Annotated in this window: 9 protein-coding genes and 1 pseudogene; 6 read left to right on the top strand and 4 right to left on the bottom strand. The window is 46.3% G+C overall.

Going from position 1 to position 13,083, the window contains the following annotated elements; all coding sequences use genetic code 11:
* Positions 1-100: pseudogene (locus ACXAF9_RS16100) on the top strand (IS30 family transposase); the annotation flags it as partial.
* Positions 101-305: 205 nt separating this feature from the next.
* Here ACXAF9_RS16100 and ACXAF9_RS16095 read toward each other — a convergent pair.
* Genes ACXAF9_RS16095 through ACXAF9_RS16085 form a run of 3 tightly spaced genes read right to left on the bottom strand, consistent with a single transcriptional unit; the run spans position 306 to position 6,145 of the window.
* On the bottom strand, positions 306-992 hold the full coding sequence (locus ACXAF9_RS16095) for a DUF7738 domain-containing protein (RefSeq protein WP_475075833.1): 687 nt from the start codon (positions 990-992) through the stop codon (positions 306-308).
* Positions 989-4,102, bottom strand: a complete 3,114-nt coding sequence (locus ACXAF9_RS16090) for an HET-C-related protein (protein WP_475075831.1) — start codon at positions 4,100-4,102, stop codon at positions 989-991. Before ACXAF9_RS16090 ends, ACXAF9_RS16095 begins: the two co-directional genes overlap by 4 nt.
* 42 nt (positions 4,103-4,144) lie before the next feature.
* Positions 4,145-6,145 carry a type VI secretion system Vgr family protein gene (locus ACXAF9_RS16085; RefSeq protein WP_475075829.1) on the bottom strand — a complete coding sequence of 667 codons (2,001 nt, stop codon included), beginning with the start codon at positions 6,143-6,145 and terminating at the stop codon, positions 4,145-4,147.
* 357 nt (positions 6,146-6,502) lie between these two features.
* Between ACXAF9_RS16085 and gbdR the strand changes: the two genes are divergently transcribed.
* Positions 6,503-7,642: a choline metabolism transcriptional regulator GbdR gene (gbdR, locus tag ACXAF9_RS16080; protein WP_475075827.1), complete on the top strand. Its 1,140-nt coding sequence runs from the start codon at positions 6,503-6,505 to the stop codon at positions 7,640-7,642.
* A 197-nt stretch (positions 7,643-7,839) separates the two neighbouring features.
* Positions 7,840-8,451, top strand: coding sequence for an MFS transporter (locus ACXAF9_RS16075; protein ID WP_475075823.1), 612 nt, complete (start codon positions 7,840-7,842; stop codon positions 8,449-8,451).
* Between the two features lie 95 nt (positions 8,452-8,546).
* Here ACXAF9_RS16075 and ACXAF9_RS16070 read toward each other — a convergent pair whose 3' ends face one another.
* The gene (locus ACXAF9_RS16070) at positions 8,547-10,664 is read right to left on the bottom strand and encodes a TonB-dependent siderophore receptor (protein WP_475075821.1); all 2,118 of its coding nucleotides are present in this window, start codon (positions 10,662-10,664) and stop codon (positions 8,547-8,549) included.
* 283 nt (positions 10,665-10,947) lie between these two features.
* On the opposite strand from ACXAF9_RS16070, the gene ACXAF9_RS16065 reads away from it, so the two are divergent.
* From ACXAF9_RS16065 to ACXAF9_RS16055, 3 genes are all read left to right on the top strand, one after another.
* Positions 10,948-11,298, top strand: coding sequence for a hypothetical protein (locus tag ACXAF9_RS16065; protein WP_475075818.1), 351 nt, complete (start codon positions 10,948-10,950; stop codon positions 11,296-11,298).
* 254 nt (positions 11,299-11,552) lie between these two features.
* The gene (locus ACXAF9_RS16060; protein ID WP_475075816.1) at positions 11,553-12,533 is read left to right on the top strand and encodes a dipeptidase; all 981 of its coding nucleotides are present in this window, start codon (positions 11,553-11,555) and stop codon (positions 12,531-12,533) included.
* A 14-nt stretch (positions 12,534-12,547) separates the two neighbouring features.
* Complete coding sequence (locus ACXAF9_RS16055; protein WP_475075814.1) at positions 12,548-13,078, top strand: DUF5943 domain-containing protein; 531 nt, start codon at positions 12,548-12,550, stop codon at positions 13,076-13,078.
* Positions 13,079-13,083: the final 5 nt, after the last annotated feature.

Genomic DNA, 13,083 nt, shown 5'->3' with positions numbered 1-13,083 from the left:
ATTGTCGCAGATAGAACGAGAAATCAATCTAAGACCAAGAAAGTGTCTTGGGTTCAAGCAGCCAGCCGTAGTGTTTGAAGAAATGAGCCGAACTGCTTAAATAGCGGGTGGTGCACTTGGTAGTTGAATTCGCGTTTATAGGCCAATCTAAATAGAATACTTTCCCGTCATATATGAACTTACAACCTTCAATTGATAACAAATCACTTTTACTATTCTGTGATGCAATCCCGCCACTACCAAAGGCATTTGAATATAATACTATAAAATTAAAACACAAAAACCATTTCATTTCATAAAGCACATTACTCAAACCAAATATACATGAAGCGAATAGGATCAGGCCTAATTGGAATATATTTATCTTTGTACATTAAATGCCCACCACCCTTATATGTCCAACCGCCACCCTGACCTATATCAAAATAAATACTCTTACCATTACCACACGGCCTTTTTAACATATAACTTCCGCCACCCACTTCAAAGTCCTTAAGACTATAATCATATAAATCAAAGAAATCCTTATAACTAATACCTGGCTTTATTTTTTTACCATCCAAAACAAACCCTTTGTATGGATAAGCATTTCCGTAGCTCCTAGGAGTTTCTGTATATATCTTATTGACCGACCAGTCATTCTCATACCTATACCACTTATAAGATCTGTAATTATCTTCTATCAAATTAATAAAAAATACAGATCTTTTATCACCTACATCATTATGACTTTTTTGTATGGATATACCTATAGACTCCCAAGACGTATAAGTTGACTTGTAGGCTTTTCTTTCTTTTACAAATTTTTGCTCAGGTTCTCCTAAGGTTTTAAACAACTCCTCTAAAGGTTGTTCAAAATCAAACTCCTTATTGTCAAAATAAAACTTACATCCGTTAATAGACAACAAGTCACTTTTACTATTTTTTTCATCAACCTCCACTCCAGACACAAAAGAACTAAAGCAAAAAATTAAAAAAACTAAATATCTCATTTAAATACCTTTGTTTTTTCTGGCCTAAAATCAGGAACAACTCTCACACCGCAAGAACCATCTTCATTCTCGTAGTATTTACTGAAAACTTGGCACTCACTTGGGGTTGCAAACTTACAATGCCAAATATCTTTGAGGTATTCACTTCTATCCCTAAGTTGCTGCTGAATAGTCTTTGCCTCTTTTACGAAGTTAGTCATCATATTAGGGTCGTTCTTCACTTGCTCATCGACTGAAAAATAGGCATTAATTTTATTAATAACCTCTTCGGAGGTCGATGATAAATAACCTTCAATATTTTTAATTATTTTTTCTTGTTCCTCCAGCTGGTGCAGCACGGTATCAATGGCTGTGCTGGGTGATACAGCGCTACACACATTCCTTTTATTTGATACAGCCCACTGAGTTAAAACCTCTTCTTGCCATATCGTCTCTGCAGGGTGCCTCATAATGATATCTAATTCCGCTATAACTTCATTTATATCACTTTCACCTAGCCAGACATCAAACATTTTATTTGAAACTCGTTCTACTGCTTCCATAGCTAATTTTGCTGCAAGGGTATGTAGTGGGTGATGAGGGTCATCCTTACCGACTTGAGTATGCGAAGGATTACTTCCAATATCAAACGAGCCTTCATACATAAGGTCTAAATCTTTACTTAATGCAACTTGTGCATCATTAAGCAACGTTATTGAAAAACGGCAAATTTCATAGGGTATAAAGTCAAAAAGGGCATGATATATTTCTTCAATATTATGAAGAAAACTATGAACTAAATCGGGCGCCCACCACTTAATATCCCTCCTTAATAGATCCCTTATGAAAAGATACAGTTCAAACTTCTCTTCAAAGAACTTATCATTCTCACCTGTGTTATCGAATTCATCACTTTGGGCTCTATCAATATCTTTAAATAACTCAAGTACCAGTATATCCGCAAACGACCTTTGCCCGGGCGCACCTTCCTTCTCCCACGCCTCTGGTTCAACAGACAGTACTTTTTCATTGATTACCGGAAGTACCGACGCCGCTGTATCTACAATACCAAAAGTACCTGTAACAATCGGTATGCACGCAGCTAATTTATGCTTCCCGGCTAAGTTTTCAGCGATTGAGGGATCATCAAACACCTCGAACTCTCTGTCAAAGCCTATCCCTTGTTCGATTTCTGCGTACACATACTCAAAACCTGTATCCTCAACAGAGGTTATCCAAGGAAAAACAAGAGGTTGTACCGATTTTATCAAGGCCACTTCTGCATAATTGGTGTGTGCAAAATAGTCCTCGAGCGTGTGTAGCGCTGCTCCAAAATCTATCATTTGTTGCGGATTTTCAAAACCACCCGGTCCAGCACTTTTCTTGAGTTGCGAGACGATATATTGAAAGGCCGTTGGATAATTATCGCCCTGGACATCGAAAGTAGCGTCAAAATCCGATCTTATGTAGTTTTTCATTCCGTAACGTTTGTTGACCTTATGTAAGGGGCTGTCATCTGGTACATAGCCAACAAACTTATTATAGATCGCTTTTGTCCCTGCATCCTGACCGTTTTCATCGTGCCCTATACCTTTAGGGTTGTCGATATGCTCCTCTGGCCGATAAGGGCCTAACGTTTCGGGGGTTATATCCAAATAGTTTTTCCTAAAATAGTCACGATAGCCTCGGTAATCCTCTACTGCATCCTCACCTTCGTTCTTTTCTCCCTCTTCTTCATCTTGTCTCTCATGCACAAACTCCTTGACAGCCATTAATTCCACGACTGTGGTTAGTGCTTCAACCGTTAACGTTACCGGCCTAAACTTTATTTTTTTATCTTTCAAACCACCTGCATAGTCATAGACATTCAGCTTTTTAAGTACATCATCTATATTAATCTCAACTTTAACATCTTGTATTTCAACCCCGCTAGATTCCGTCCACCCTCCTATACTGCCGATCCCATAAGACACAGGCCGCACTAAACCCGCATCTATCACCTGCGAGTAATCTCTCAACCAATTTCCTAAATATATGGTATGAATAATTTCATTGACTTTATTTTTATCGATACTTATAGCCGTTAGGCCTGGTCTGTTTAACCTAGACCTTATTAAGGATTGAAAAACCAAGTTCTCAATATCACCATGCCCATATATATTCAAATTTCCAGACAAGTTAAAAAAGCCGGCTTTAAAGAACTCGTACTCACCTACACGATCATTTTGTCTTTGTCTTTCTTCGCTGACGTAAGCTTTTAATGAAACATGGAACTCTTCAAAATCCCAGATGAGTTGGCTTTTATTTCCATTCTCGATCAAGTCAGCAAAGTACTGATCTTTATCTTCAAGGGCGCTGATGTCGATAATGTTATAACTGTATTTTGCACCCTCGTCATTTTCCGCATCCCCACCAACATCGGAATAATAAAACCGTAGAAGATAATCGAGGTAATGCCCGTATTCCTCAACTAACGCAACCATCAAGATGCCACGCTGCTCATTATCCTCTTTCGCTTTCAGTAATTCGTATTCATCTACCCAAATGGTTTGCGTCTCTTTAGGGCTATGAAACAATGCGAAGCCTCCAAAACCATAACGCACAAGGTGCTCTATGGTAAGAATATCGGCCTTTTTTTGCGCATCTTGGTACAGCTTATGATAGGCACTTGCGGGGATTTCTAAACCAAAAACCTCCATCATCACCTTCATAAATAAGACTTCGCTGCACTTTCTGGCAAACTTAAACAGCTCGTCTCTTGCAAATATACTTTCAAGCTCTAAATATTGACTTGTACGTGCCGACTCAAATGCAACAGCTTTGATTGGGAGCGCTTTTACCGATGATTCACACCCCACAAATACATTAGGGGCCCCTACATTGATCTTTCCACCACAGTTAATGTTGTCCGTCACACGAGCAGCAGGCCGACCATTTATGTTTACATTTGATGAGCCTTGAACGATGACTCGAATGCCTTTGTGATGTTTTTTTAACTGATCTCCCTTCCGTGCTGCAGGTATCCCGTTAATTTTTACATCACTGCTGGCTGTAATAATGGGCGTTGGCCCCGCACCTGGGTGGCCTGTATCAATGTCACCCAGTCTGGCTGAAGGTTGTTTTGATCCCATGTGTAAAGCTTCCTTGCTTTAGTTGCTTAACAACCCAAGGCCTTAGGCGCTTGGGTCAAAAGTGATTTTTGGGTGGGCTTTAACGGCGGGCCCGGACTTTCCTGAGCTTGATGTACCCGAGTTTAAGTTAATCTCAGAATTACCATCGATGTGCACATACTGAGGTGCTTGAATATGTATGTTTGGAGATTCTAAATGGATACTGTTTTCCGTCATCACGATACGGGAGCTTCCGCAGATAAACTCTATGTGCTTCCCAACATGAACTCTCATGTTTTCTTTCACATTTATCTGCTCTGTTTCGCCAATATCGGTTGTGCGGCTCTTACCAACAGAGACGCCTTCGTTTTCGCCAATTGACGTAGTTTTGGAGAGCTTCACCTCTACCGTTTCATTGCCATCTATTCGTTTTTGACGGTCTCGTCCCACCCAGTGCGACTCATCATTCTCCACCTCGATTCGCTGATTGCGCTCGGCGTGTAGCCAGATCTCCTCTTCGCCTTTTTTATCCTCAAAGCGAAGCGCGTTGGCGTTCGAGGCACCCGCCCCCTTGGAGGAGCGCGATAAAAACCCGCTTTGGGTTTTATTGGCAGGCAGGCCAAACGGTGGCATTTGATCCGCGTTGTAAACACGCCCTGTGATCAGCGGGTTATCGGGGTTGCCATCAATAAAATCAACGATCACCTCCTGCCCCACACGCGGGATGTATATACCACCCCAGCCTTTACCGGCCCATGCATGCGATACACGTACCCAGCACGAGCTGTTTTCGTCGTATTGGCCGTAGCGGTCCCACGGGAATTGGATTTTGACTCGGCCGTATTCGTCGGTGTAGATCTCCTCTCCTGCTGGACCTACCACGATCGCGTTTTGCGGGCCTTGCATCTTCGGCCAGCCAGTCTTTAGCGGCGGACGATAGATGGTGTCGCTGTCCATGCAACGGAAATGGTTGCTGTACTCTTTGATCTGCTCATCATCGTTGGTAAACGAGTAATCCTGCGCGGTGTGGGCCACCGACATCAGTAAATAGTCGCCAACTTGATCGAGGTCATCATCGTGACGGGTGAGCGTAAAGCTGTGTCCGGCAACAAAGGAGCGGCAACCACTCTCGCCGATGATCACATCGTGTTCAGCCTCTTCGGCTTCCATCCGGTAGCGGGTATAGCGCTCGCCCAAGGCTTTATCGGTGTAACGACCTGGGTAGGTAAAACGCTCAAACTTTTGCACACCCGGCACTTTCATTTGTGCCGCCGTACAGGTGTTTAATCGGTTGCGCGGCTGGGTAAAGTCGTAATCGCGCTGGGTGCACTGGCCCGTCATAAACTGGTAGGTATGGTGCCATGTGTGGATGGTGTGCGCCGCGACTAAGGAGCCCGAGCTGTATTCGACCTGTCCATCTTTGCACTTGCCATAGCCACCGATGTGATCACTGATGATCAGGGTGTGCTTGCCTTGCTCGTGCTGGAAGTAATAGTAGAAGCCTTCCTCTTCGAACAGGCGGGACAAAAAGTCAAAATCGCTTTCTTTATACTGCACCGTGTATTCGCGGGTGTTTTTCGGCATCACACAACGAAATTGAAAATCGCTAAAACCGTTATCCAAGAAGATGGAGGTCGCGATCTCTTCTACGGTTTGATTCTGGAAGACTTTACAGTCGCTGGTTTGGGTTAAAAACCACAGCCAAGGCACAACCACGGCGGTGTAACTGCGCAAGTCCTGTAGCTGTCGGCCTTCTTGACGGAAATAACGGATGTAGCCGTTAATGTAGCGGGGTTCGGTAATAAGGCGCTCAAGAAAGCCATCGGCGGCATCGTTGATCTGTAAGGTGACGTTTTGACCCACCAGCTCGCTGGGGTCGATCGCCTTACGCTGCGAGAACATCTCGATGTTGATCTCGAAAAGATTGGATAACGCCTCTTCACCGTCTAGCCGGGTCAGCAGCATCACATCTTTACCAAGAGGGGTTTCGATGGACAACAAACGGTTGTCCTGTGAATAGTCCATTCCCAGCCCTAGGCTGGAGCTGATATCAGATCCAAACATACACATCCCTGTTATTGTTCAAGTAGGGGTATGCAATCCGGCGCAATCCTCTCGCCATCCGCTCACATACAGTGTGTCTGATTCTACTTTAAAGTAATGGTTCCAATCTAGGGACAACTACTTATGCAATACGAAGGTGCGAAGTGTGGCTTTTAGTTCGTTTTTAGTGCACTTTATGACGTAAATGCATCCATCAAGATGTCGGAAATACGACATATTTGTGTCGCGAAACGGATCTCCCGTTTTTTATTAAACGCTTATTCAATAAAAACAATAAAATGTAAGCCTTATCCAAATTTAGGCACACCAATTGCTAAAACAAAAATAAGGACCATTTACGTCATAGGAGTGTCTGTGATGACTGATACATACGCACGTCAACCCGAATCAAGCGCACCGGTTAAAATGCAAAACATCGGTTTTCTGTTGCTTGATAATTTCACCATGATCGCGTTGGCTTCTGCTGTAGAGCCATTGCGAATGGCCAACCAGTTGAGCGGCAAGGAGCTCTACACATGGCACACCCTGTCCGAAGAGGGTCAGCAGGTGAGTGCCAGCGACGGCATTAACATCACACCCGATGCGAGCATGACCGACCCACTTAACCTCGACACCATCATTGTAGTGGGTGGCGTCAACATCACACGTAGTTATTCGCGACGCCAAATTGCTTGGTTGCAACGCATGGGCCGCCGCGGCTGCAATATTGGTGCAATTTGTACAGGTGCCTACGCACTGGCCGATGCTGGTTTGCTGGATGGCTATGATTGCAGCGCACACTGGGAGTGCATCGCATCCCTGCAGGAGAAATTCCCGAAAGTGCGCTGCACCAATCATCTGTTTGTGTTGGATCGTAATCGCATGACGTCAAGCGGCGGCACAGTGCCGATGGATATGATGCTGAACATGATTCAGCGCGACTACGGCTATCAGCTGACCTCCGGTATTTCCGAGATGTTTATCTGTGATCGCGTGCGCAACCACGCCGATTACCAACGCGTACCACTGCGTTATGTACTGGGTACCACGCAGCCAAAATTGGTTGAAGCGGTTTCTTTGATGGAGGCCAACTTAGAAGAAACCATCGAGTTGGATGAATTAGCCGGTTACGTAGGCTTATCACGTCGTCAGCTTGAGCGGTTATTCCAAAAGCACCTGCAGTGCTCACCGTCTAAGTACTATTTAAAACTGCGCTTGCTGCGCGCCCGTCAGTTGCTGAAACAAACGTCCATGTCGATCATCGAGATCGCCTCGGCGTGTGGTTTTGTCTCGACGCCGCACTTCAGTAAATGCTATCGCGAGCACATTGGCATTCCGCCGCGCGAAGAGCGCATCGGCGCGGGCAGTGCGACCAACCCTGTGGTCACACACATCGCCACCGCGCGCGAAGCTCGCCAAGTCAGCAGTCTGGTCATCAAACACTCTTTATCCACACACGCTCTGCAAGAGGCTCAGTTTGAGCCCTCTTATGGGTCAGTCGCTTTAACCACGCATTGATTCAACGCAAGCTCACCCGTTAGCTCTCAGTTGCCCGGTCTTTACCGGGCTTTTTTATACCCAGGAATCGATCTTGTCGTTCGAAGTCACGAACGCATTGTTGCAGGTGATTTTTCAGCCCCGATATTGGTTAGGATGAGGGTTTAATCACGGCCTGATTTACCCCAAGCATGTAAAGGCCCCATAACGAGATCATCATGAGCGAGCCATCCGCACGGTTAAGCCCTTTGGGGTTATGCCTGTTATTGTCTGTACAAACCTTGCCTACCATCGATTTCTCCATCGTGAACGTGGCGTTGCAATCGGGTAACACCTTTATTGGCATGGGGATCAGTTACTTTGTTGGCTCTTTACTCAGCGCCAAAGTTACAGCCAAACTTGGGTTTATGAATACCCTGTTGATGGGCTGCGCGATCCAGATCCCTGGGTTGATCTACCTAATCGTGAGCTTTCAAAGCTCGTGGCCCGATGTACAACCGATCACCTTACTAATCCCAACCGTGTTGATCGGTTTTGGTCAGGCTTTCATCGTCAGTAGCTTTTTCCGCATCTCCCTATCCGAAGTACCCGCCGCCGATGCCGGCAGTGGCAGCGCGATGCTGACCACCGTACAGCAATCCGCGTTTGGCTTAGGTGCTGCCCTACTGGGTACAGTGATGTACCAAGTCTTAAAACAAACCGACGATTACCTATCGGCCGTGACGGCGGCCCTTTGGACAGAGATCGGAATCATGGGCGTGGTGGTCGCGCTGGCACTGAATTACCGCTACCGTCAGCAGCGCCGCTTTCACGAAAAAGCCCCGATTTAACGGCGCTCACATCCGTTATATTCAGAAGAGCAAATAAATGCCAATAAAAAGGGCCTGTATTCAACAGACCCTTTTTGGCTAAAGACGAAACCGATTTAGAATTTATATTTCGCCGACAGAACTACGCTGCGTGGCGCCGCGTAATAAGACTGACCATCGCTGTTGTAGTAGGTCGTGTAATACTGCTTATCAAAGATGTTGTAGACGTTTAACTGAGCCGTCAGGTTCGGGGTAATGTTATAAATGGCATTCGCATCCCATACGGCGTAAGAGCCCTGTTTCAGGTTGGCACTTGGGTTTGAATTTTCGATCTCGCTTTGCCACTTCACTTTTGCACCGATTTTCCAGTTAGGCGCCGATGCCAATTGGTAGGTCGTACCCAGCTTAAAGCTTTGTTTAGGAATATAGAGTGCCGCACGTTCACCCTCTTTGTCTTCAACATCGATATAGGTATAACCACCAATGACGTTCAAGCCAGGATAAACCTCTCCCATCAGATCCAATTCAATACCTTTGCTTTGTACGTCAACGGTTGAGTAAACCTGAGTGCTGCCCACATATCCGGCGGATTCGGCGAGGTTATCTTGCTCCGTTTTAAATAACGCCAACGTCGCGATCGCTTTGCCGTCATTGAGTTCCTGCTTTAAACCCACTTCAAAAGTTTGGCCTTGAGCCGGCTCCAACAAACGAAGCTGGTTATCGACCTTACTTTGAGGCTGATAGATCTGGGTAAAGCTAGCATACGCATTTAAGCGGTCGGTTAACGCATACACAGTACCAAGGTATGGGATCCATTCATTGGCTTCACCGGTATTGGAGGCACCGTAAGCGGTACTTTGGATGTCATAATCAATATAACGCGCACCAGCAATCAGGTTTAGGTTGTCGGTCAGCGTAAAGTTGGCAGCCGAATACACGCTTTTTTGCTTCGCATTCGTATCACCAGCATCACTGAACTCACCAAAATCAGGACGCGGAATGTTGTTATTAAGCGTATCCGTCAAAGTTGTCAGCGCATAGGTGCTGTTACCGGCTTTGTTTTCCTCATCGGACTTCGCCCACTGAGCGCCCAGGACTAACTCGTGTTCTTTACCCGCAAGCTGAAAAGGACCCGAGGCAAAAACGTCAGCGACGTAATTCGTTTTTTCTGAATAGTATTTATTGGCAAAGTACGCAATGCCATCTGTTGGTTGATCAACAAAGCCCCATAAGTAGTTGAGTTCGCCATCTGATGTGGTTTTGATGCGCGTTAGCTGGGCCGTGGATTGCCAACCGTTACCAAACTCAGATTTCAACTCCACAAAAGTGTTGTTGGTGTCTGTCGTCCAAAAGCCCCAATCTTGCGCGGTGCTGTCGCCGACGCGGTAATCAATGGCTTCACCGTTGGTGTACGTCAGAGGTAAAGCCCCCCACAAGTTGGCCGTTGGATCGTCCTTTTGATACGTGTGCCCAACCGTTAATACATTGTTATCGTTGATCTGATAATCCATGACACCGTAGAAGACTTCCCGTTGCTTTTCATATCGATCCAAATAAGAGTCTTTGTCTTCGTAAGCGGCCACCACACGTCCACGAAGAGTACCGCTATCGTTTAAGCTACCGGACGCATCCAGCTCACCACGGTACTTATCCCACGATCCAACCGACGCTTTAAGCGAGCCTTGGAACTCATCGGTCGGCCGTTTGCGAATATAGTTGATGGTCGCAGCCGGGTTACCTGTACCGGTCAAGAGGCCATTTGCGCCTCTCAAGGTTTCAATTCGATCGTACACCGCCGTGTCCACATCACCTTGAATCAGAGGGTAATCAAACGCCGTTGGCATGGACAAACTATCAACTTGGAAGTTGGTAATCGCGAAGCCTCGCGATGTGTAGTAAGTCCTGTCCGTTTCGGTTCGTTCCACGGTAACGGACGGGGTCGCATCTAAGGCATCATTTAGAGTATCCAGACCAAAATCATCCAACACCTCACGCGTTAACACAGTGACCGATTGAGGCGTATCTTTAACGCTTAAATCGAGTCGTGTCGCCGCCCCACTGTTCTGGATCGAATATCCTCCAACCTGTTCGGAGGAGCCGCTACTGCGTGCACTTACACCTTCTACCTCAATGGAGGGAAGGCTCACAGCCTCTTGGTTATCGTTAGCAAACGAGGAGTTCTGCGACGCGATCAGACTGAGCACGATGGCCTGGGTTAAACGGTTGGGTTTCATGATAGGTCTCAACTTCTTAGGGATTTCATGTAATACGAATTATTATCATTTTTATTTTAATAATATTTATTTCTGTAGGCAATATGCGCCAGTTGAAAACACTGCGTACTCTGGACAATCGGTTTTAGTCGGAGCTTTATCGTCAGCAATGCGGAGGGTTGGAATGAAAAGCCATTAAACTAAGCGGCACATATCGTTTTTATGTACAGAAATTTGCAAACAACTTGATAGATAAATAGGTTAATAACCTCTCATTTCTATCAAAACACCCGAAAGGAATCGTATGCACTTTAAAAAAACACTGCTCACCATTGCGTCCCTGTTGATGATGTCTTCTGTAAATGCGGCAGAGGTTAATTATCAAGACGCTCACTCAGTCGCGACGGCATTTTGGCAAGCGCTAGCCGAGAAAGATTTTGCGACCGCTAAAACGCTGGTCATTGAGGAAGATCGCAAGGACTTTGTGGATCAAATCAGCGAAGCTTTGGCCGAACAAGGCCCATTACCCGAGCACCCTGAAGTGACCGTCGATGTGGCAGAAGGCGCGTTTGGTAGTACAGAACTCACCAACTGGGTGGTAAACGCAAACGTTGACATGGAATTTAAAGATAATCGGTGGTGGATCAAGAAGTAATCCACCACATGGTTAATCTATGAAAGCCCTAACCTCAGGGCTTTTTCAGTGCTTCATCATTCCCTTACTTTCATATGCCTTTTGATCAATACGTTTGATCGACACAGCATACTATTGGGTACCCATTCTTAGGTCAAACGCGCTCAAAACTAGGCCGATGACGCTTTTAGAACACCCGTTATTCGGCGTGCGAAATATGCTCTTGCAAAGATAACCGCCATATTGGCTGGGTCACGAACAATCAGGGTAACGTGATGAACGCAAAAGAGCTGCACGATGATGCCATTGTTATGGATGGCTTGGTGATCGCAAAATGGGATCGAGAACTGTTTGAAGATATGCGCAAAGGCGGCTTAACGGCGGCCAGCTGCACTGTATCAGTGTGGGAAGGATTTCAGAACACGGTGAATAACATCGTTGAAATGAACCAACTGATCGAAACCAACAGTGATCTGGTCACCAAGGTCAAAACCACCGCCGATATCCGAAATGCCAAAGCCGCGGGTAAAACCGGCATCCTAATGAGTTTTCAAAACGCCCACGCTTTTGAAGATCAACTGGGTTACGTGCAAGTCTTTAAAGACCTAGGCGTTGGCGTTGTGCAGATGTGCTACAACACGCAAAACTTGGTCGGCACCGGCTGCTACGAACGCGATGGCGGTCTGTCCGGTTTCGGTCACGAGGTGGTTGCAGAGATGAACCGCGTTGGCATCATGTGCGACCTATCTCACGTTGGTTCAAAAACCTCGGAAGAAGTGATCTTGGCCTCTAAGAAGCCCGTGTGCTACTCACACTGCTTGCCAAGCGGCTTGAAAGATCACCCGCGCAACAAATCCGATGAAGAGCTTAAATTCATCGCTGACCACGGCGGCTTTGTGGGCGTTACCATGTTTGCCCCCTTCCTGAAAAAAGGGATCGACTCCACCGTTGATGATTACGTCGAAGCGATCGCCTACATCTACAACTTGGTGGGCGAAGATCAGATCGGCATCGGTACCGACTTTACCCAAGGCCACGGCCAGCCGTTTTTCGAATGGCTCACACACGATAAGGGCTACGCCCGCCGCCTGACCAATTTTGGCAAGATCATCAACCCAGAAGGCATCCGCACACTGGGCGAATTCCCGAACTTAACCGAAGCCCTACTGCGCCACGGATTCACCGAAACACAGGTGCGCAAAATCATGGGTGAAAACTGGCTGCGCGTCTTAGCTGACGTATGGAACGAACAATAATTAGGAGTAACACCATGGGATACCACGCCCCAGAACTACCGATTAAAGTTGACGATGAAACCGGCGTTTGGACCTCCGACGCATTGCCAATGTTGTACGTGCCACGCCACTTTTTCGTCAACAACCACGTTGCTGTTGAAGAGGCACTGGGCGCTGAAGCTTACGCCGATATTCTGTACAAAGCCGGTTATAAATCGGCATGGTACTGGTGTGAAAAAGAAGCCGCCGAACACGGCATCGAAGGTGCGGCGGTTTTTGAGCACTACCTAAAACGCTTATCTCAGCGCGGTTGGGGCCTCTTTACCATCGAACAGCTGGACATCGAACAAGGCACCGCGCGCATCCGTTTGGATCACTCCTGCTTTGTCTACCAACAAGGTAAGGTAAACCGCAAAATCGACTACATGTTCACAGGTTGGTTTGCAGGTGCGATGGACCAGATCGCCGAAAGCCAAGGCATTAGCGTTAAAACCGTATCGGTTCAAACCCAATGCGAAGCCGAAGAAGGCTGTGACTACGGTATTTTTGAGGTGAGCCCTAAGTAAATTAA

This window comes from Neptunomonas sp. ABH4_499, from assembly GCF_056160565.1.
This window is presented reverse-complemented; position numbering and strand designations above follow the sequence as displayed.